This window comes from Shewanella sp. NFH-SH190041, assembly GCF_024363255.1.
Taxonomy (GTDB): domain Bacteria; phylum Pseudomonadota; class Gammaproteobacteria; order Enterobacterales; family Shewanellaceae; genus Shewanella.
This window is the reverse complement of sequence record NZ_AP026070.1, coordinates 877,871-899,168: the sequence shown is the minus strand read 5'-3', so window position 1 is coordinate 899,168 and position 21,298 is coordinate 877,871. Positions and strand designations below refer to the sequence as shown.

16 protein-coding genes are annotated in these 21,298 nt (G+C 46.3%); 7 read left to right on the top strand and 9 right to left on the bottom strand.

The window, feature by feature from the left end:
* The 6 genes from NFHSH190041_RS03975 to NFHSH190041_RS03950 all read right to left on the bottom strand — a co-directional run bounded on the left by NFHSH190041_RS03975 (position 1) and on the right by NFHSH190041_RS03950 (position 9,177).
* The gene (locus tag NFHSH190041_RS03975) at positions 1-1,929 is read right to left on the bottom strand and encodes a hypothetical protein (RefSeq protein WP_315972966.1); all 1,929 of its coding nucleotides are present in this window, start codon (positions 1,927-1,929) and stop codon (positions 1-3) included.
* A 903-nt stretch (positions 1,930-2,832) separates the two neighbouring features.
* Entirely contained in the window at positions 2,833-4,407 is a 1,575-nt protein-coding gene (gene ahpF / locus NFHSH190041_RS03970) for an alkyl hydroperoxide reductase subunit F (RefSeq protein WP_261924007.1), read from the bottom strand.
* A gap of 192 nt (positions 4,408-4,599) precedes the next feature.
* Positions 4,600-5,169, bottom strand: coding sequence for an alkyl hydroperoxide reductase subunit C (ahpC, locus tag NFHSH190041_RS03965; RefSeq protein ID WP_261924006.1), 570 nt, complete (start codon positions 5,167-5,169; stop codon positions 4,600-4,602).
* Between the two features lie 586 nt (positions 5,170-5,755).
* Complete coding sequence (locus tag NFHSH190041_RS03960; protein WP_261924005.1) at positions 5,756-7,300, bottom strand: leucyl aminopeptidase; 1,545 nt, start codon at positions 7,298-7,300, stop codon at positions 5,756-5,758.
* A gap of 211 nt (positions 7,301-7,511) precedes the next feature.
* A complete protein-coding gene (locus NFHSH190041_RS03955) occupies positions 7,512-8,414 on the bottom strand; it encodes an NAD-dependent epimerase/dehydratase family protein (protein ID WP_261924004.1) in 903 nt (300 codons plus the stop codon).
* Between the two features lie 19 nt (positions 8,415-8,433).
* On the bottom strand, positions 8,434-9,177 hold the full coding sequence (locus NFHSH190041_RS03950; RefSeq protein ID WP_261924003.1) for a spermidine synthase: 744 nt from the start codon (positions 9,175-9,177) through the stop codon (positions 8,434-8,436).
* A 287-nt stretch (positions 9,178-9,464) separates the two neighbouring features.
* On the opposite strand from NFHSH190041_RS03950, the gene NFHSH190041_RS03945 reads away from it, so the two are divergent.
* Positions 9,465-9,986, top strand: coding sequence for a DUF3332 domain-containing protein (locus tag NFHSH190041_RS03945; RefSeq protein WP_261924002.1), 522 nt, complete (start codon positions 9,465-9,467; stop codon positions 9,984-9,986).
* A gap of 80 nt (positions 9,987-10,066) precedes the next feature.
* On the opposite strand, the gene NFHSH190041_RS03940 is transcribed toward NFHSH190041_RS03945, so the two are convergent.
* From NFHSH190041_RS03940 to NFHSH190041_RS03930, 3 genes are all read right to left on the bottom strand, one after another.
* Positions 10,067-10,804 carry a dienelactone hydrolase family protein gene (locus NFHSH190041_RS03940; RefSeq protein ID WP_261924001.1) on the bottom strand — a complete coding sequence of 246 codons (738 nt, stop codon included), beginning with the start codon at positions 10,802-10,804 and terminating at the stop codon, positions 10,067-10,069.
* Between the two features lie 182 nt (positions 10,805-10,986).
* Positions 10,987-11,976 (bottom strand): 2-hydroxyacid dehydrogenase, encoded by a 990-nt coding sequence (locus NFHSH190041_RS03935; protein ID WP_261924000.1) that lies wholly within the window; start codon positions 11,974-11,976, stop codon positions 10,987-10,989.
* 200 nt (positions 11,977-12,176) lie between these two features.
* The gene (locus NFHSH190041_RS03930) at positions 12,177-13,964 is read right to left on the bottom strand and encodes a flavocytochrome c (RefSeq protein ID WP_261925031.1); all 1,788 of its coding nucleotides are present in this window, start codon (positions 13,962-13,964) and stop codon (positions 12,177-12,179) included.
* Positions 13,965-14,324: 360 nt separating this feature from the next.
* On the opposite strand from NFHSH190041_RS03930, the gene NFHSH190041_RS03925 reads away from it, so the two are divergent.
* The 6 genes from NFHSH190041_RS03925 (at position 14,325) to NFHSH190041_RS03900 (ending at position 21,294) form a co-directional block, all read left to right on the top strand.
* Complete coding sequence (locus NFHSH190041_RS03925) at positions 14,325-14,735, top strand: hypothetical protein (RefSeq protein ID WP_261923999.1); 411 nt, start codon at positions 14,325-14,327, stop codon at positions 14,733-14,735.
* Positions 14,732-15,274 (top strand): class I SAM-dependent methyltransferase, encoded by a 543-nt coding sequence (locus NFHSH190041_RS03920; RefSeq protein ID WP_261923998.1) that lies wholly within the window; start codon positions 14,732-14,734, stop codon positions 15,272-15,274. Before NFHSH190041_RS03925 ends, NFHSH190041_RS03920 begins: the two co-directional genes overlap by 4 nt.
* Before the next feature lie 136 nt (positions 15,275-15,410).
* Positions 15,411-15,710 (top strand): hypothetical protein, encoded by a 300-nt coding sequence (locus NFHSH190041_RS03915; RefSeq protein ID WP_261925030.1) that lies wholly within the window; start codon positions 15,411-15,413, stop codon positions 15,708-15,710.
* A gap of 210 nt (positions 15,711-15,920) precedes the next feature.
* A complete protein-coding gene (rluA, locus tag NFHSH190041_RS03910) occupies positions 15,921-16,598 on the top strand; it encodes a bifunctional tRNA pseudouridine(32) synthase/23S rRNA pseudouridine(746) synthase RluA (protein WP_261925029.1) in 678 nt (225 codons plus the stop codon).
* A gap of 149 nt (positions 16,599-16,747) precedes the next feature.
* On the top strand, positions 16,748-17,209 hold the full coding sequence (gene asnC, locus NFHSH190041_RS03905) for a transcriptional regulator AsnC (protein WP_261923997.1): 462 nt from the start codon (positions 16,748-16,750) through the stop codon (positions 17,207-17,209).
* Positions 17,210-17,451: 242 nt separating this feature from the next.
* The gene (locus NFHSH190041_RS03900) at positions 17,452-21,294 is read left to right on the top strand and encodes a S8 family serine peptidase (protein ID WP_261923996.1); all 3,843 of its coding nucleotides are present in this window, start codon (positions 17,452-17,454) and stop codon (positions 21,292-21,294) included.
* Positions 21,295-21,298 lie beyond the last annotated feature (4 nt).

Genomic DNA, 21,298 nt, shown 5'->3' with positions numbered 1-21,298 from the left:
TTAGTTAAAGTTAATGATTCGCCAGCTACCGTTGTCAAAGTAGAATGTAGGGGAGTCACCACCGACATTCAATTTTTTTCCTGAATAGTGGACAGTAAGTCGATCCCCGGTCCGCCAATAAACCCGCACAAATTCACCGTTGACTGCATTATCAGGCAGGTAAATATCATCAAGATGGTCTTCATCAAGTAAGGCAATTGAAATATTGCCATATTTATCTAATTGCTGTTTTATTTTCGCGGCAGTAGAGACATATTGACTATCCCCCTTTCGATAAAATACATAATTACTGAACATAGCCCAATCACCAAACGCATTAAAACGTATCGTGGCACCTCTACGAGGCACAACAGTTACTCCAGGGAATTTCAACTTCACGCCCCAAGATGAGTTTCGTCTTAACACAAGCATCCTTTGCTCACCGATTTCAGCAGCAGATGGCATGGTGAAACTGTCAGTCCAATTACCATCCGAAGTTGTCAATATCAAAGTGTTATATTGCTCCAGCTGTTGTTTTAATAATGCAGGATTATTGCCAAGTTTTCCCAATGTACTGTTATCACTAACGCGCCGCTCACTAACCACATACCAGAAATTCCAGTAATTTAAGAATACGGTGACACTATTTTTAGGTGGCGTAATCGTTCTTCTCTCACCTGTTCCATATTTGATAGTGACATCCTGATCAGATTTTTGTTCGAAATACACCATGGTGCCATGCAGATTAGGTGTGCCACCTAATCCATTACTTGGTAACACTATTTCTGGTTGCCACTCCTGATTCGTGGTGCGAATCGTTATGCCGCGATAACGTAACAATAATTGATTTAACGTATTCTGATCGGAAAAATCACTGCGGGAAAACACATTCTTATTTGATTCCATCAACCAGCGTTCACCATTGAACTTAAAGCTGATATCTTGATTAGTTGGAATCTCAGCATCAATACCATAGATAAATTGAATAATGCCTTTCACATAATTTACCTTCAGTTTTGTCGATGTCCGATGCTGCACAATAAACTGCCGGTCTTTAGCCACCCCCAGTGGTAAATCAACGGTTTGGGAAGGTGTATTACCATTGGAGGTTATCATGGTAATAACGGGATATTTAGCAATTAACTGCTTAAAATAATTCTCATCAGTGGCAATTCTATCCATCGTCGCCTTATCCCGGATGACAAAACTATTTTGCGGATGAGCACAGAAAAAATACCCTGCTGTCCCCGGTTTTACTGCATAGTTATAGCCAGAGCCCATAATGACGTGCTTATCGGCAATTTGTGTAATTTGCCAAGTACCAAGATTTTTTCTAAAGAAATCCATATTGGCAGCAACATCTTTACGTGGAACAGGAAATGTTGGTGCTACACAATGTCGATTGTGGGTAATTGTGTCGTATTTAACCGGTGAATTATCTCCTTCGCCATAAGCACAAAAAACACCGTAAGCACTACCTGGCTTAACTTGGTAGTTGTAGCCTCCGCCCATAATCACGTTGCCACCACCAATTCTGACAATTTGCCACTTTCCTAGGTTATTTCTGAAGAAATTCATATTGGCCGGAACATCTTTTACAGGAACAGGAAATGATCCCGCGGCACACTGGCGGGCATACTCAATCTTTTTATAAGCAACAGCCGCTGAATCAGATCGAGGAACACAGAAAATACCCGCTGCACTGCCTTTTTTCACGGCATTCCCATAACCACTGCCCATAATGACATAGCCATCGGCAATACGAGTAATTTGCCATTTACCCATATTATTTTTGAAAAAATTTAAATTATCTCTGACATCCGCCACGGGCATGGGTTGCATTGACCCAGAGCAGCTGCGGGCGTATTTAATCGTGTCATATACCACTGCGTGAGCAGAGCCAACCATAAGCATGGTAAGCAATATTAAAATCCGGTTGATCATAGCCATACATTATCCCCACCCATGCATTTTCAAGACAAATAGATTCGCCATAAAAAGTTATGATTGCTAAAACTTAACAGCAAATAACGATAAAACCGTCAACAACACCCTGTACACTGCACTGTTATATAACTGATAAACAAATGATTAATATCTGAAATGATCGACAATAGACATTACCTCAGCAGAAAATAAATTTAAAATATATATTACTACCATTGAGTTATATCAAACAGTACAAGACTAACTATTACAGCGTTAATTCCAGAGGCACGATGCTATCATGAATAGATAAAATGAAACAAAAATCTAACATACTTTTTAATTATATATAATACTGAATATATACAACATCGGTATTACCACAAGATAAATAAGAGGAATTTTTATTAAAAGCAAAACCTTAGCGATCTTGCTTCATAGAATGAAAATAAAATTCGGTACACAGGTATTGGTAACCAGACTACGTAGCAATAAAACAATATTTCATCAGCAAAAATTCAGCACAAAGACCAATTAATGGCGCTTATATTTAATCGAGATCATTATCAGACAGTATAAAATAAATAAGATGTCCGCATAGATAATAATAAATAACCACATATATCAACGTTATTGAAAGTCAAATGTGCTTTATTGAATGGAGATAATAATGTTAGAGATTAATAGTAGAGATTAATGAGAAATAAAGCCAAGCTCTAATTTGCTATCTCAGACAACCCATATAATTGGTTCAAAATATAAACTTAATAATGTAGCCATATTACAGGTATTTATTTTTGCATATTCACTAAACTGCATAGCAATAAACTCACCCGAAATCACCCCACAATATTCTTATTATTTGCTGTCCTAATAACAAAAACGCCTGCACAAGGCAGGCGATTTGTCTTCATTTAAACCTGTTGTTCAGGCAGCAACAGGTTCTGTCACATCATCATCAGTTTCACTGTGACGAATAAGGTAATCAAATGCACCTAACGAAGCAGTTGCACCACTCCCCATCGCAATAATAATCTGTTTATAAGCAGAGTTAGTCACATCACCGGCAGCAAATACCCCAGGCAGAGAAGTCTGTCCCTGACCATCAACAATAATTTCGCCACGAGGGGTTAGATCAATCGTATCTTTTAGCCACTCAGAGTTTGGCATCAAACCAATCTGAACAAAAATACCGGCCAGTTCAACATGATGATTATCACCTGTGGCTCTATCGGTATAGTTTAACCCGGTCACCTGCTGTCCGTTACCCAGAACTTCCGTGGTCATTGCTTGGGTAATAATGGTGATATTTCCCATAGAGCGTGCCTTACGTTGCAACACATCATCCGCCCGCAGTTTGGTATCAAACTCCAACACAGTGACATGCTCAACAATATTAGCCAGATCGATTGCCGCTTCAATCCCTGAGTTACCGCCACCGATAACCGCCACTTTTTTGCCTTTGAACAGTGGGCCGTCACAGTGTGGGCAATAAGCCACCCCTTTACCACGATATTCCTGCTCGCCGGGAACATTCATTTCTCGCCAACGGGCACCGGTTGCTAACAATACGGTGCGACTTCTCAATACAGCGCCATTAGCCAATTCCAGTTCAAACAGGCCATTTTTTCGCAGGGCAACAGCTTTATTATTGTCCATAACATCTACATCATATTCACGTACGTGGGCTTCCATATTGGCCACCAATTTTGGCCCCTCAGTCGCCTTCACTGAGATAAAGTTTTCAATGCCCAAGGTTTCTGTTACCTGACCACCAAAACGGTCTGCCAACACACCTGTACGCAATCCCTTACGTGCAGCATAAATTGCCGCAGAAGCTCCCGCAGGGCCACCACCAACAACAAGTACTTCAAAAGGTTCTTTTTCCGCCAAAGCTTCTGCCTGACGAGCCTGTGCACCAGTATCCAAGCGGTTAAGAATATCCGCCAGCGTAATACGTCCTTGGGAGAATAGCTCACCGTTCAGGTACACTGACGGCACCGCCATAATATTGCGCTCAGTCACTTCATCTTGGAACAGTGCACCATCAATCATCACATTACTGATATTTGGGTTTAACGCCGCCATCATATTCAGCGCCTGTACCACATCAGGGCAGTTCTGACAGCTTAAAGAAACATAAGTCTCAAAGCGGTATTCCCCCGGCAGTGCACGGATCTGTTCAATCTGTTCATTAGTCAGTTTAACCGGATGTCCGCCGGTATGTAGTAAGGCCAGAATCAGAGAGGTGAATTCATGACCCATAGGCAAACCGGCGAACGTGATAGAGGTTCCCAACTCCCCGGTGACTGTCATGGCAGGGCTGCGCTGACTATCGCGATTGCTGACCGAAACCAGCGGCGATAGTGATGCGATCTCATCTGCCAACTGAACCAACTCCAGTGCCTTGGGGCTGGTATCGGCAGCAATAATCAGCTCAACCGGCCGCTTAAGGTGCTGTAAATAAGTTTGCAGTTGATTTTTTAAGTTCGCATCCAACATGGCGACTCCCTAATTTATTCTGATGATGATAAAAATAATCTATGCGCCGAGGGCAAAAGCGACGGCCCGAGCCTTCAGGGAAAGCCCGGGCCGTCAGGAGTGATGATGAAACCGAATGGATGGAGGATATCCGGTTTCGACAGTGCTCAAGTGTCTAAATCATCGGCTCCAGGATGTCGCTGATAATTCAGCTTAAATTTTACCTACCAGGTCAAGGGAAGGTGCCAGAGTTTCTTCTCCTGGCTGCCATTTGGCAGGACACACTTCACCGTCGTGGGTAGCGACATACTGAGCAGCCTGAATTTTACGAAGCAGTTCGCTTGCGCTGCGCCCAATGCCCAGGTCATGGATTTCAGCAACTTTGATTTGACCTTCTGGGTTGATAACGAAAGTACCACGCAGCGCCAAACCTTCTTCTTCAATCATGACACCGAAGTTACGGCTGATAACGCCAGTCGGGTCACCAATCATTGGGAATTGAATTTTACGGATGGTGTCAGAAGTATCGTGCCAAGCTTTGTGAGTGAAGTGGGTATCAGTAGAAACGGAATACACTTCAACACCCATTGACTGCAGTTTTTCGTAGTGGTCAGCCATGTCACCCAGTTCAGTTGGGCAAACAAAGGTAAAGTCTGCAGGGTAGAACATTACTACTGACCACTTGCCCAGCAGATCCTGTTCAGAAACCTCGATAAACTCACCGTTGTGAAAAGCAGTTGCGTTAAAAGGCTTGATCTCAGTGTTGATAATTGACTGTGACATATCTTGAAACTCCATTAATCGTTGATTCTGTAAAGATTCTGCATTCAGGAAACCTTGTCTCCCGTCGATGTGGTAGAGAATACCCATAGCACTGAAATTTATAAAGAAGATTAAAACTATAGGTCTAATCGATTTATTGAATTAATCACAGAACTACTTAACTCACCGTTTCTGCCATCATCCGCTCTAGCGAATCTGCCACTGAGCATGCAATTTACACCTAAGATCAGCAAGTTAATTAACCTTCACTGCCGCGCCACAATTCCATAGCATGCCTTGCCGTACAAATTATCCTGAGCTCAAGCGCCAACATCAGCGTGATAGGTTAATTTTTATAAGATTATCTAGTGACAACATGGCGAGTCACCACCTATGTCGGATAACGTGAAAAGGACAACCACACTTGCCAAGACCATGCTACCTGACTAGTGCAACAGTCTGATTAGTGGTGAAAATAGTGTAAAAACAAAGACAAAAAGCTAATGTAGAAAAACTGTATGACAGGAATAAAAAAAGGCTGCCATCGCAGCCCTTCTCAGTAATCGTTTTTATCTATCGCTGGCGCTTGTTAGTTAAGCTCACCGGATCACCGCGCAGCGGTATCAGCTTGGGGGTAAGTTTGAAATTCTGTCAGCCAATGGCTGAGCAACCTCACCCCATGCCCGGTTGCCCCAATGGGGGCTAACTGATTACCGGTAGAGGTCAAGGCATTGCCGGCAATATCCAGGTGAGCCCAAGGCGTCTCTCCAACAAATGTATGCAGGAACATAGCGGCCACCGAAGCTCCGGCTGTGCGACCGGTATTTTTCATATCCGCGATATCCGATTTAAGCTCATCGGCATAAACCTTATCTAACGGTAAACGCCAGAGCTTCTCCCCCACTTCTTGACCGGAATAACTCAACTGTTCGATAAGTTGCGGGTGATCACTGAACAGGCCTGTGTATTCATAACCCAAGGCCCGCACCTTAGAGCCGGTCAGGGTTGCCACATCCACCATCATTTGTGGCTGATATATCGTCCGTGCATACCAAAGCCCATCGGCCAGAATTAACCGCCCTTCTGCATCAGTATTAGTGACTTCCACAGATTTACCTTCAGCCGTCATCACCACATCGCCAGGACGCAGTGCCCGATCTGAGACCATATTCTCCGCCAGAGGCATCACCCCAACCACATTAATTGGTGCTTGTTGCACCGCCATGGCTTTGATCGTACCCAGCACGGTTGCTGCGCCAGCCATATCCGACTTCATACGAACAATAGTCGTGCCAGTAGCTTTGATATTGTAACCACCGGAGTCAAAGGTAATCCCTTTGCCCACCAGTGCAATAGGGGCATCGTCACTGCCCTGCCACTGGGCCACCACCAGCAAAGGCTCTCGCTCACTGCCCTGACCAACCCCTAGCAAAGCGCCCATATTGAGCGCTTGCAGTTTACGCCGATCTAAGATCTCAACTTTCACTCCCAGCTTGCGCAATTTCTGCGCTTCTGTCGCAAAACTCCCCGGGTACATATCGCCAGCAGTAGCATTAGTCATATCTCGGGCAAGAAATACCCCACTTTCCACCGCCTGCAATTGGCTATGGTAACGGCTGGCAATAGCAGCATCGTCAATAGCAAAATGATAATGTTTAGGCTTAAGCTCAACGTCACGATAACGGGTAAAACGATAACTCTGTAGCTCAATACCGTGAGCGAATTGCGCTGCAAAGTGCTCCCCCTCTGGCATACTTTCAACTAATATCCCAATATCCTGACTGGGCAATTCAGCCAACCTCTGAGCCAGTGCGCCACCTAACTCATTGACTTCACCAGAAGTTAATTTTTTATCACCCAGACCAACCAAAATTATCCGATCAGCACTAATATCATTCGGCGCCAGTAGTTCTAATAATTGTCCCTGTTTACCGCGAAATTCTGCAGCATTAGCTGCTCGGGCTAATTGTGTCAATGTCTTAGCCGATAGGGTATCACTACCGTATAAGGTGCCTTGTTGATTTTGGAAGATAACAATCGTGGTAAAGGATTGTTGCAACGATGGGGTGAAATGATAACTTTCCGCCTGAGCTGGCAATGTGCTGAACCAAGCAGCTGCCAAGAAGACGGGGGCAAATAATTGACTTCTCATCTGTAGAGGACCTTTTGTTGTTATGATTTTGTCGCATCATAACAAAATACGCCACAGCAATTAACCAAAACAATCTAAATCCAACAATGACTTACATTTAGACATTATCAAATGATTCCACTGGGCAAACATCTAATCCCGATTAATGACTCGCGAATGCTTAAAACGCCCGACAAAAAACGGGCGTAGATGACGCTATGGTAGAACTCAGCTAATCCAATACCGTCTCTTCACCATAAGCGAGGCTCGGCAAGACTTCCGCTAACCTCATATCAAACAGCTGCACAACACTAGTTGCCCCATACTGCGGTTGCCAGCCCAATAAACGGCACGCAGCAGATGCATCATAGACTCTATCTAACCGGACAGGTAACGACCAACCACGCTGAGCAAACAAATGAGCAACCTCAGGAGCTGCGCGGTGGATCACTGCCGTCGCATCACAATACAGCGCCTGACACTGAGCCGGAGTAAACGGGGTCTGCCCAGAAATAATCAACCGATGAAATCCCTGTAACGGTGCTGTCAACGCAAGGGCATGTGCACTAGCGGCATCCCGCGCATCAACTCCGCGATTTAAACGGTAAACGGCCATCTGATCCACCGGCTCAGGAAAACAACGCGACATCTGCAACGCAATCACCGTCATATCACTGTTAGCAGCTAACTCAGCAAGTAACTGCTCAGCCGCGATTTTACTGCGGTGATAAATGGTTCTGGGTTGTGGCGTAACAGTTTCGTCAATCCAAGCCGCCTGCCCCGATTGGCGGGAAGCATAACCATATAGCGCTGTCGTACTGGTCAGTACAAAACGCTTGATACCTTGCTGCAGCGCCATTTGGGCCAAGGTGATGGTGGCATCAACATTGATAGACTGAAATTCACTGTCGGGTAATCGTCCCACATGGGGAGCATGCAGCGCGGCGGTGTGCACCACAGCATCCACGCCGACTAACGCTTGAGATAACAGTGCGGTATCACGAATATCGCCAACAAAATCAGCAGTGGAACAAGGGGTACGATCCACTCCCACCACCTGATGGCTGCTGCGCAGCAAATGGATATAGATTGCTCGCCCCACCCGCCCTGCACTGCCAGTGACTAAAACTTTCATTTTATCGACCTAAAAAATATTACTGCCAAACCCCAAACCGGCTCAGACTGCGACTCGCTGCATAATCTAACTTATCAGACAAAGCTTCAGCCCGGGCTTTCAAGCCCACATCAGATAAGGTGCCTGGGGTATTAGCGGCAAACACCACCCAGTTACCTCCGGCGGTTAAGCAAGCATAAACATCGGCAAAACGCGACTGCAGTCGACTCAGCAACTCACGATTAACACTGTGTTCTTTCCAACAATTCAATACCAAGATGCCATTGGCCTTCAACAAACGCTGGGCACCGGCAAAAAAGACTTCTGCCAGTTGTCGGGCATCAACCCCGTCATTGGTATAGATATCAGCAAAGATCAGATCGGTACGCTTATGCTCAGCCGATGCCAGAAAATCCACTGCATCCGCCTCAATCAACTGCAACTTTTTACCCGGTTGCAACTGAAAATAACGCTTAGCTGCCTCAATCACCATCGGCCGAAGCTCTACCGCGGTTAACTTAATGGCAGCATCATACTGTTTCAGACTATGTAACAATGCGCCGCCGCCCAACCCCAGCACAATGGCAGATTTAGGCTGGCAAAACATCAAACTGAGCAACATCGCCTGCACATAGGAGTGTTGCGGCACACCTGGGGCACTTTTCAGCTGCTTACTCTGCTCATCATTCTCCCCAAATGACAAAATGCGGTATTGCCCATCATCTAATACTCGGATCTCCCCCCATTCGTCACTGCCTTGCCACAACATCTGATAATCTGACATGCTTGCCTGCTTCTCCCCGGAAAATAAAAGCGGCGATTATACCTGATCTGCCTCACCTGACCGCGATACAAACAGCAACAGATGTCGAAGCTTGATGAATAAAAACGTACCTTTACAACCAGCCCGGCATAACTCACACAAAAACCACCAAAAACACACCAAAAACACACAAACACACCCAATAGATTAACTAAGAAGCGTGAGCGGTCACACGGTTTACATTCAAAACACAGCTAAAATCAGCCGCCACTGAATTGGTTCGGTTAGATGACTTCGGGGAAAATGAAATGAAACTGAGCAAGATCACCATCGGCGCCACCCTGCTTATCTGTACCCAGCTGTCTGGCTGTATGGGCCAGATGGGCCTGAGCAGTATGGTTACCAAAGGCAACCTGAGCGTAGTGGACAACCGCTATGGCCGCGCCGGGATTTATATGCTGCTGGCACCTGTTTATGGCGTTGCTGCTACTGCCGACCTGTTTATTTTCAATACGATTGAATTCTGGACGGGTAAAAATCCAATTACCGGAAAATCACCAGCGTTAGTTGATATGCCAGTGGAAGCAATTTTTAAAGTCAATCACAAGCTGGACCGGGATCTGACCACCGCACCGGTTAAGCTGACCCAAGCACGAGTATCAGCCCAAAGCGATGATCGTCTCGCGATGACCCTGACCTATGAAGATGGCTCTGAGCAAGTCATGAGCGGTCAGAAAACCGGTGAAATGGTAGACTTCTATCTGGATAATCAGTTTATTGCCAGTGTCAGTACCCAAGAGCTGGAATCTTACGTCGCGAGCCGTAACTGATATCACGGCTGTCACTATGGATTAAATAACAAACAGGCCGCAAAAATTGCGGCCTGTTTGTTATCCTAACCCATGGCAAATTACAACAATACCCGTTTAAAAAATGCCACCGCTTTTTGACACATCAACATCGCTTGCTCAGGATCGTACTGCTCGCCCTCATCTCGCATAAAACCATGTTCAGCATTAACTTCACTCCAACTGAAATTACAGTGCTGAGCATTAAGCTCACGGTAAATCTGCTCCCGCCCTTCCACTGGAATATAAGGATCTTGCCGACCAAAGACCAATTGCACCTCCCCCTGAATATCCCCGCAACGCATCAGAGTTTGATTACCACTCTCACAAGTTAGCTTATCCGTATGTAAATCGGTGGGATATAAACAAAATGCCCCTCGCACATCAGGATTTAACGTGGCCCGAAATGCCAAATGACCACCGATACAAACGCCCAGCGCCCCAATCTGACTGGAACTAAACGGCTGAGCCCGAGCAAAATCCACTAAAGCTTCCGTGTCTTTATCATGGCTCTCCAGTGGCTTACTCAACTTATCCTGATGACCTTTCGCCCGCCCTACATCATCATAACCAAGTACTGTTCCCGCGGGGTTTAGCTGATGAAATATTTCCGGCACTAACACCACAAAACCATGCCCAGCAAATACGCTGGCAAGACGGGAAATGGGGCCTGTGTGCTGAAAAATCTCAGAATAAAAAATTAAACTGGGGAAAATACCCTCCCGGACGGGACGGTACAAATAAGTACGCATACTGCCTGTTGCCACCGCGATATCATGAATTTCGCGAATCACCTTCATGGTTCGATTCCTGCTTTCGATTCCTGCTTAAGAGAAACAATGACCTCATGTCATCTGGCATCGACAGTGCAAAGATGCCGGATAGCCCTCCGGCTAACTGCACAGCAAACAAAAGCCGCGCAGTATTTAACCGGACTGCCAGTCAATCTAGCAGTCCACGCTGAAAAAGTCAGCAGTTACGGCTAGAACAATTCATTACCACAGCGCTGGCCAGCCAATACTGTTTCAGCATTATTAAGCGTAGTGCGGGCAATGGCATCCAATGCTTCTTCGGTCAAAAAGGCTTGGTGACCAGTAAAAATCACATTGTGACAAGCTGACAGACGACGAAATACATCGTCTTTGATCACTTCATTGGATTTATCTTCGAAAAACAGATCTTTTTCATTTTCATACACATCTAATGCCAATGAACCAATTTGCTGCTGCTTCAATGCTTCCATCGCATCTTGCGCATTAAGCAGGCCACCCCGGCTGGTGTTTATCACCATCACCCCGGGTTTCATCTTGGCAAAGCTCTCCTCACACAATAAGTGGTGGTTCTGCTCAGTCAGCGGGCAATGCAGACTGATTATGTCACATTGGGGAAACATCTCATCTAAAGACACATAAGACACCCCAAGTGCTAATACCGCAGGATTTGGATAAGGATCATAAGCCAGTACCCGGCATCCAAACCCCAACAAAATACGAATAGTGGCAACGCCAATTTTACCAGTCCCAATCACCCCGACTGTTTTGCCATGCATATTAAAGCCCACCAAGCCACTGAGGGAGAAGTTAGCATCTCGGGTGCGCTGATACGCTTTATGGATTTTACGGTTTAAGGTTAACATCAGGGCTATGGTATGTTCAGCTACTGACTCGGGAGAATAAGCTGGGACGTTAACCACTTGCAATCCCAAACGCTTAGCGGCAGCCAAATCCACATTATTGAAACCGGCGCAGCGCATGGCAATTATCCGGGTGCCGTGCTCCGCCAATTCGGCCAATACATCAGCATTCAATTCATCATTAACAAAGGCACAGATCACCTCAAAGCCATGGGCCAGCATGGCGGTTTTGGCGCACAGACGCAGCTCGAAATAATCAATCTCGGCGCCAAACTCATCCTTCAATTGGTTAAAATGCTCAATGTCATAGTGTTTGGCACTGAAAAAACCTATTTTCATATATCCCCCTTAATAACGGGCCTGATAAAGGTCCGGCAAATACAACAATGAAACAAGCACTCCGACTGCATGGTACGCCTGCCCTACAAACAGACAAAGCCCATTTAGCCGGCAATGACGAATAAAAAAAGCGGGCGCCTGACCGCCCGCTTTGGAGAGGGTCTGACAAGCAGACCCGGTTCGGAGTAACAAATAACGACTTACTTGGATTCTTTTTCTGCAAATACAGCAGCATCGGTACCGGCGATACGGCCGAAGGTCACGATGTCAGAAATCGCATTACCACCCAGACGGTTAGCACCATGTACCCCACCAGTCACTTCACCAGCGGCATACAGACCTTTGATGATGTTACCCTTGGTGTCTTTTACTTCACCCTTGGTATCAATCACAACACCACCCATGGTGTGGTGAACCGCAGGCTTAACTTCAATTGCATAGTAGGGGCCATGGTTCAGTTCGCGAGGCATATCTGGACGACCATATTGATCATCCTTACCTGATTTCACAAACTTATTGTAAGAGGCAACAGAAGCTTCCAAGTTCTTAGCTGGAACACCCATTTCTTTCGCCAGATCGGCCAAAGTTGCACCCTGCTCAACAATGTGCAGGTGGATGTAGTTTTCAATCTTGCTCAGAGACTTACGTACTGAGTTATCGAATACCAGATAAGCACTAGCGCCTTTTTGTGCCAAAATAGCGGCAGAAGCTTTATCACGGGTGGTGATTTCGTTAACGAAACGCTTACCGTCACGGTTAATCAGAATCGCACCATTACCACGAACGGCTTCAGTTACCATCACACCACCAACAGGAGAATAAGTTGGGTGCGCTTGAATATACTGCAGATCACGGGTAGCAGCGCCAGCTTGAGTTGCCACATCCAGACCATCACCGGTTGCCCCTGGATGGTTAGTCGCAGCAAAACCTTTCAGTTTAGGGTCAAACTTAGCGACGCGTTCGTTGTTCTTAGCAAAACCACCAGTTGCCAGCACAACTGCATCCGTTTTAATCACGTAGTAACCAGTACGGGCACCCTGTACCAGCACGCCAGTGACCTTACCACCAGCTTCTAAAATACGCACAACACGGCTGTTAAAGCGGATATCAGTACCACGCTGCACAGCTGCATCCCACAGTATCTGAGTCACTTCAGCACCCACACCGGCACCACCGGTTGGACGGTGAGCACGGTTAACACTAGCGCCACCCATACGGCCGACGTCATTCATATCAGCGCCCATGCTCATCAGCCAGTCAATGGAATCTGAAGAGTTATTCGCCAGCACTTTAACCAGTTGTGAGTCATTCTTCTCATGGCCACCTTTCATGGTGTCGGCGATCATGATCTCTTTCTTATCTTTAATACCCAGCTTAGCCTGAACTTTGGTTTCTGCCGCGTTCATACCACCGGCAGCCAACTTACTGTTACCACCTGGGATAGGTTCTTTTTCCAGCAAAATCACAGAAGCATGATGGTTCCGAGCTGCCACAGCTGCAGCCAGACCAGCACCACCAGAACCAATGACCACAACATCAGTAGACTCGGTTGGGCCGGCTGCGATAGCAGCATCTTGTGCTTGTTTATCCGCATTCACGGGAACAAAAGTCCGCTTCCACTTGCCTTGGAATGGCATGTCATAACCGAAGCTATGGCAAGCATCACAATAAGCAACTGACTTCTCATGGCCTTTATGGCAAGCAGTACAAGCAATATCACCAATCAGGTGGGATGCATGGGGAGACACTATGTCTTTAGGATCATTAGCGGCCACTTCTTTCAAATCACCGTGACAGCTAACACACTGAGTATTTTCATACTTCAGGTTGTCATCGGTTGGGCCTTTTTCTGAAGCGTGGCAGTTTTCACAACCGCCCATTTCAGTGTGGAAATCAGCCAGATAATCTGCCTGCGCATAAGCAGTTCCGGCCATACAGGCGGAAACGAGCGCCGCCAGTACAGTTTTGCGTAACATAGATGTCTTCATCATTTGCTCCCATCTTATAGAATCTTTTTAGATTTTTATCAGCACCCCTTTTCCCATCATCCCGACAGTGGAAAACTGGTTGACGTGCTGTTATGGGCGCAGAAAATAGCACTATCTAAATGCATATTTTTGTATCAAGCTCACAAATCTATGTGGTTGATAGAACAGGAATTAAAAACTGTAACCTAGGGTGTAACAAGTGAAAATCTGTGACATATGTAGAATAAAAAAACATCAGCAATGGCTGAATATCTCAATCTCAAAAAATTAATTAAGCGTTAACTGAATATGAGATCCAGTTAACTTTTTTTATACCGCTAATTCCTGCTAAGCTATTTTTTTTGACCACGCGCAACTGTCATGACAAAACACTCTATCTCTGAGCGCCGCTACTGGGCTCAGCGCCTGGGCAAAACTGCACTTCGTGCTATCCATATCCTCGGTATCGCTGGCAGCGGCGGCGGTATCTTGCTGCATGTGCCTTTTCCCCAATGGCAAAGTTACTGGGTCATGGCAATGTGCACTGGCACCATCATGATGCTGTGGGAAATAGTGAAGGACTGGCGTTGGCTTATCCAACTCAAGGGGGTGTTAACACTGGTAAAACTGCTCCTGCTTGTATTATTTATTCCTCTGCCGGATTACCAGCCGGAACTCTTTGTCATTATTCTGCTGTTATCAGTACTGGTTACCCATGGACCTTCTGGGCTACGACATTATTCTGTGGTACACCGCCGCCGGTTAGGTGGCAAAAAAGAGGTCAAAGGATGACAGCACTACTCAGCCATTTTCCATGGCCCGCATCAGAACAATTCCATATTTTGGATCTGGCCTGTGGCACAGGGCATCGCGGATTGACTGCACTGACTCGCGGTCACCAAGTAAGCTTTATCGATAAGGATTTAAGTCGGTTATTGCCTGAAATAACTGACCACCCCAATGCCCGATGCCAATGCATAGACCTTGAGGATGGGCAAAGCCATTTAGCAAAAAATCAGTTTGATGCCGTGTGGGTATTTAACTATCTGCACCGCCCCCTGTACGAGCAGATTGCAAAGGCGATTAAACCAGGTGGCATACTGGTTTATGAAACCTTTACTTGGCAACAGGCACAAATTGGCAGACCACGTAATCCAGATTTTTTACTGCAACCAAATGAATTACCAAGGCAATTTTATCAGTGGGAAATTCTGTTTGAAAAGGAAGGATTAATCACATCACCTTGTCTGGCAGCAACACTCACAGTGCCAACTGCGGGAATATCGCAATATAAAGCTCAATTTATTGCTCGAAAGCCGATTAAACCATAATGCCTAAGCCACAATAAGTCCTGTGTTATACGGAGATACACTATCAATAAGAAGATAAGCATAATTTACTCAGCTTATTGACTCCGCTTGAGCGGGGATACCACCAGACAAACAGCCATAAATAAGGAAGATTATGCTGTTTCCATATCCGGAAAGTTACAAACTGGCACTGCCACCACTGACCACAACACTGATGGTAATTGCCACGCTAATCACTGTGCCGTTCAATGTTGGAGAAATCATTTACTATCCAATCATTGCACTCTTTGCTTTGGTGGTATTAGAGCATCTCTATCTGATCTGGGATAATGGCGGGATCAGCCGCTTAGAACAGGTGTTTTACGCCCTGATCCATTGCCCTCTCGCATTTGTTATCTGGACCTTCTGTCTGATGCACATTAACGGTGATATGTTTACCCCACCAGCTGCGGGGTGATTAATCTACTGCGGTGTAACCTTAGGTTTAACTACTTTATGCACTCACAATGCACATGCAGCTCGCCACCTTTGACGCAACATGAGCGAATCCCAACCTTAAAACCCGTGCCGCAATGGGGTTAACAACGATTACCGGACTTGCAGTACACCAATAGCGCAGGTATCTTTGCCGCGGCCTTTTTTCTATCAATCGAGTAATTTAACCGCCATGCCTGATTTTGTGTATCAACCACCCACCAGCCCCTGGCTGGATATTCTCTACGAAGACAAAGATATTATGGTGGTGAACAAACCATCTGGGCTACTGTCGGTACCCGGTCGGGATCCAGCCCATCGAGACAGTATTTATAGCCGGATACTGGATATTCACCCCAATGCTCAAATCGTACACAGATTGGATATGGCCACCTCAGGTGTTATTGTGGTGGCGCTGCGCCGCAGTGCCGAGCGGGAATTAAAACGACAATTTCGTGACCGGGAAACCCATAAAATTTATTACGCCCGAGTCGCTGGCTATATCAAAGAGCAGCAAGGCAGTGTTGATTTACCACTGATCTGTGACTGGCCAAACCGTCCAAGACAAAAAGTGGATCATGATATAGGTAAGCCCTCACTGACCCATTATGACGTTGAAAGTTATGGTCATCGTTCCACTTTAGTCAAGTTGACTCCGATTACTGGGCGCTCCCACCAATTACGAGTACATATGATGGCATTGGGACATCCTATTCTAGGTGATGGCTTTTATGCTGATCCTTTGGCTAAGCGACTCGCGCCGAGATTACTGCTCCATGCAGCACAATTGTCAATTACTCACCCATACAGTGGCGAGCCAATGACCTTCAATGCACCCGTCCCCTTTACTGAGCCGACTGGTGAGCAATAAAAAGGCTTTGAAATAATAATCTGCCACCTAAAGCACATATGGGTGGCAGTAAATTCCATCTTGCTCACATTCCTGGCCGACAAACTGGCTTTTATTAACAAAACCCCGTAAATTTCCTGATAAATTAACAATAAAAATGGCTATTTATCATGGAAACCTCATACCAGCGTGACAAACTCGACAACCAGATATTGGAAGCGCTGATGAAAGATGCCCGCACCCCTTTTGCCGAACTGGCAAAACGTTTTGGTGTCAGTGCCGGAACCATTCATGTCCGAGTGGAAAAAATGAAGCAGGCCGGCATTATTACCGGCGCCCAAATTACCGTAAATCCCAAAGCACTAGGCTACGATGTTTGTTGTTTTATTGGCATTAACCTGAAAAGCGCCGGAGATTACCCCGCAGCTATCGCCAAACTCAACGCCTTGGAAGAAGTCGTCGAAGCCTATTACACCACCGGCAACTACAGTGTTTTTGTCAAAGTCATGTGCCAATCTATTGATGGCTTACAGCATGTATTGATAAACCGTATTCAATCTATCGATGAAATCCAGTCCACTGAAACCCTGATCAGTCTGCAAAATCCTATTATCAGAGGCGTTAAGCCATAATTCGCCATAGCAGAAATACCCAAGTATTTCTGCATTCTCCCTCGCCATATTTACATCTTGCCCCTCGATAAGTGTCCAAACATTTTTACGTTTATGACCAAAACCTTTGTCTCACTTGTTAACTATTTGTTGGAATTGTGATACTTAATAACCAGCTCGAATATAGCGGCTCCTCAAAAGCCGTTTTGACGGGCGAGTCAGTATTTCAATAATAAAGTCAGCATTGACAAGGATGGAACAAAGTGAAGACACCTCTCGCTATCGCCATATCATCGGCGTTATTGTCGGGTGCCGTACAAGCCGGCAACTTGACGATCAAAGGGCATTCACCGGAAATCTTGGCGGTGGAGCAGTATCACTCGGAAAAGAATCAGGTTCACAACCTGTATCAAGACAGCATTATCATTGAATTGGAAACCCCTTCTATCGCGAAGGCGTTCGGTAGCTCAGGCGAACGCCTTGGTAACCAGCTACAGCAAATCCGTCAACATACGCAATTTAACAGCCATGTGGCGAAAATCGCTGCCGAGCAAAATAGAGTTATCAGCCAACTGCGTAAAGCGGTCCCCGGCCTTAAAGTACAAAAGCAGTTTGATACTGTTTTTAATGGTATGAGTATTAGCAGCGCCAATCTGGATATTGAAACGCTAAAACAAATCCCGGGCATTAAAGCCATTTATCCCGATACAATGCATCATATTCAGATGGATGCGTCCTTATCTGTCATCAATACTGATGCCATTTGGCAGGCCGTCAATGGCATGGAAAATGCCGGCAAAGGTATGCGAGTAGCGATTATTGATGGTGGTATTCGTCCAGAGAACCCCATGTTCTCTGGCGATGGCTTTACCGCTCCCGCAAACCTGCCAGACAATGATTACTGTGCAACCACAGATTCCAGCTTTTGTAACGACAAACTCATCGTTGCCCGCTGGTCAGCGCCGAATTTTGCTGTTTGTGCTGATGAATATATGAGCCCATTGGGCTACGGTGGCCATGGAACCCATGTTGCCGGTACTGCTGTCGGCAATCAGGTCACCACGGAATATGAAGGCATCGAAGTCACCTTATCCGGAGTGGCACCAGCAGCTTATCTGATGTCCTATAAAGCACTCTACAGCCGCTCTGACTGTTCCGGTGGCAGCGGCACAGACACCATGCTGATGGAAGCACTGGAATATGCCGTAGAAGATGGCGCTGATGTCATTAATAATTCTTGGGGCGGCAGCACAGGGGCAAACCCGGCTGGTAGTCCATATAAAGCCATTTTTGAAGCAGCAGAAGCTGCAGGTATCGTCGTGGTTTCTGCGGCGGGCAATAGCGGTAATGGCGCTAAAACCATAGGTTGTCCCGCCTGTATTGAATCCGGTATTGCAGTAGCCAACAGCACTGCAGGGCGTTTCTTTGCCAACAACTTCAATTTTGATGGCAAAGATATGCTGGCGGTAAACTCTAACAGTTCAGCCGTATTTGCTGCCGATATCACGGCACCTGTGATTACCGCTATGGGTATCAATGCTGATAATGTTGAAGGTTGTGATCCCTTCGCAGCCGACAGCTTTACTGATGGCATCGCGCTGATTTCCCGTGGTAGCTGTAACTTCAGTACCAAAGCAGATAACGCGGCGAATGCCGGTGCCAAGGCCATTGTGGTTTACAACAATAATGATGGCGCCCCCATTTCTATGTATATGCCTGATACCAGTATTCCCGGGTTAATGATCTCCAACAAAGACGGTAAAGCCGTAGAAATGGATGCCGGTAACAATGCCCAAGGCACTCTCGGTGTGGCTGTCAAGCGGGTTGTGGATAGCAACTTTGCCGATATGATCAGTGCTAGCAGCTCCCGAGGCCCCAACGGTGATGAAAACATCTTTAAGCCTGATATTGCGGCGCCGGGTAGCAGCATTCTGTCTGCCGCCTCACCAGATACCGATGGCGGTGATTTCGGTTTCAAGAGCGGTACCAGTATGGCTAGCCCCCATGTCGCCGGAGCAGCAGCTATCCTCAAGCAAATGCGCCCAAGCTGGTCTGCTGTCGATATCAAAACGGCGCTGATGTCCACAGCAGCAACCGATGACATTCGTGACGATGATAATAAAACCCCAGCAACGCCTTTTGATATGGGCGCGGGGCGGATGGATCTGGCGGCAGCAGCCAATGCAGTACTGACCTTTGATAAAGCATCAATTACCACTGACTCTTGTGTCACTGAGTGTACTTTTAAGCGCACAGTACACAACAAGTCTGATGCAGCAACCTCCTGGACACTTACTGCCGATGTGAAAGATGCCGATGTCGAAATGATGCCTGCAACCCTCGAACTGGCAGCAGGTGAGTCAGCCGAGATTACAGTTAAATTCAATACCAGCATGTCCACCAGTGGTGAGTGGGTATTCGGGAAATTGAACTTTACCGGTGCAGCGCAAGATGCCCATCTTCCTGTCGCTGTGCTCGCCAAAGACAGCAGCAACAGTAACCTGATTTCCACCACTGAAGTGGGAACTGACCTCAATGCAGCAGATCCATTTGAGATCAAAGCAACGCTCAGCAATGTCGAGTTTACTGATGATGAACTGATTACCATGCAGGTAAAAATCCCGGCTGAAACCAAAATGACAGCCGCGAATGATGTTTCCATTATGCTCACCAATGCCACGCAAACCGGCAGCGAAGTCAATGTTGACCAAGGCCGTGTCACTTGGGTGGGAACATTAGCTGAACCATCCATGTCGGCTCAGAGCGTTGACAGTGGTGTAGGGACCTTCAGTCTGGTTGAAGATATGAGTACGCCGATACGTAGCTGTAACGGTGGTTGTGATGAAATTTCTGTCACTTACACGCTGCCAGCCTTTATGTATAACGGGGAAAGCTATAATAAAATCACCGTCAGTGACAACGGTATGATTATTGTTGGTGGGGGGAACACCTCTGGTACTTGGCGCAATCGAGCCTTGCCTGATGCCACAGAGCCAAATAACATACTGGCCCCATTTTGGAGTGATTTCGATTTAGCCGGTACAGCGACAAATGATACTGGTGGCGGCGGTATCGCGGCAGCAGTATTGACACGGAATGGCAATGATTATGTTGTTATCGAGTGGAACCGAGCTCAACTCTGGGGTGATACATCAGGTAACACTTACACCTTCCTCGCATGGATCCGCCTAGGTACAGAAGAAGATATTTTCTTCACCTATCCTCGTTTAGCTAATATGCCATCAAGTGTTTCTGTCGGTGCAGAAAACATTTCTGGTACAGTGGGCGCCAATTACCACTATAACGGTGACGGAGCTACAATTAATAACGGCAATAGTGTAGCCATTAATTCAAGCGTTGGTGGCAAGGTTGAAATCACTTATAAAGTGCAGGCTACAGCCAATACCCCAGCCAGTGATGATATGGTCACACTGGATGAAGACAGCAATGCTGAATTCAATGTACTGACTAATGATGGTACTGACTTCAAACTGTCAACCACTAGCGTAACAAACGGTAAAATTACCGCAAAAGCACAACGTCTGATCCCTGTTAATGCCGCAGGTGATATGACCGCGGCATTAGTCGACCAACCAATGCATGGAAAAGTCACCTTAGCTGCAGATGGTAGCGCAGTTTACACCCCGACTGCGGACTTCTTCGGTACAGACAGCTTCACTTATCGGGTTGATGATGCAACTGATCTAGTCGCAGAAAAAACCACTGTGATGCTCAAAGTTGAAAACATCAATGATGCACCGGTATTAGCAGCTGCCACCGTCACCGCCGAAGAAGGTAACAATGTCACCGTTGCCGTTAAAGCTACTGACGTAGATGGTGATGCACTGAGCTACACGTGGTCGCAAACATCTGGTACCAGTGTTGATTTCACCCAGTCAGGTGATGCCATTAGCTTTACAGCGCCCGCACCGGGCGAGTTGGTATTTAGTGTGACGGCATCAGATGGTACTGTTGCTTCTGAGCCGGTCAATGTAACCGTCACAGTTAATGCTAAACCAGTTGTCGATGATGATGGTGGTGCATTAGGCTGGATTGCAACATTACTGCTGCCTTTGGCCTTTATCCGTCGTAAACGCGCGGCATAATGTC

What these genes read in the sequence shown, in the direction of transcription:
- NFHSH190041_RS03975 (WP_315972966.1), bottom strand. Translation starts at nt 1,929, where the DNA reads ATGGCTATGATCAACCGGATTTTAATATTGCTTACCATGCTTATGGTT.
- ahpF (WP_261924007.1), bottom strand. Translation starts at nt 4,407, where the DNA reads ATGTTGGATGCGAACTTAAAAAATCAACTGCAAACTTATTTACAGCAC.
- ahpC (WP_261924006.1), bottom strand. Translation starts at nt 5,169, where the DNA reads ATGTCACAGTCAATTATCAACACTGAGATCAAGCCTTTTAACGCAACT.
- NFHSH190041_RS03960 (WP_261924005.1), bottom strand. Translation starts at nt 7,300, where the DNA reads ATGAGAAGTCAATTATTTGCCCCCGTCTTCTTGGCAGCTGCTTGGTTC.
- NFHSH190041_RS03955 (WP_261924004.1), bottom strand. Translation starts at nt 8,414, where the DNA reads ATGAAAGTTTTAGTCACTGGCAGTGCAGGGCGGGTGGGGCGAGCAATC.
- NFHSH190041_RS03950 (WP_261924003.1), bottom strand. Translation starts at nt 9,177, where the DNA reads ATGTCAGATTATCAGATGTTGTGGCAAGGCAGTGACGAATGGGGGGAG.
- NFHSH190041_RS03945 (WP_261924002.1), top strand. Translation starts at nt 9,465, where the DNA reads ATGAAACTGAGCAAGATCACCATCGGCGCCACCCTGCTTATCTGTACC.
- NFHSH190041_RS03940 (WP_261924001.1), bottom strand. Translation starts at nt 10,804, where the DNA reads ATGAAGGTGATTCGCGAAATTCATGATATCGCGGTGGCAACAGGCAGT.
- NFHSH190041_RS03935 (WP_261924000.1), bottom strand. Translation starts at nt 11,976, where the DNA reads ATGAAAATAGGTTTTTTCAGTGCCAAACACTATGACATTGAGCATTTT.
- NFHSH190041_RS03930 (WP_261925031.1), bottom strand. Translation starts at nt 13,964, where the DNA reads ATGAAGACATCTATGTTACGCAAAACTGTACTGGCGGCGCTCGTTTCC.
- NFHSH190041_RS03925 (WP_261923999.1), top strand. Translation starts at nt 14,325, where the DNA reads ATGACAAAACACTCTATCTCTGAGCGCCGCTACTGGGCTCAGCGCCTG.
- NFHSH190041_RS03920 (WP_261923998.1), top strand. Translation starts at nt 14,732, where the DNA reads ATGACAGCACTACTCAGCCATTTTCCATGGCCCGCATCAGAACAATTC.
- rluA (WP_261925029.1), top strand. Translation starts at nt 15,921, where the DNA reads ATGCCTGATTTTGTGTATCAACCACCCACCAGCCCCTGGCTGGATATT.
- asnC (WP_261923997.1), top strand. Translation starts at nt 16,748, where the DNA reads ATGGAAACCTCATACCAGCGTGACAAACTCGACAACCAGATATTGGAA.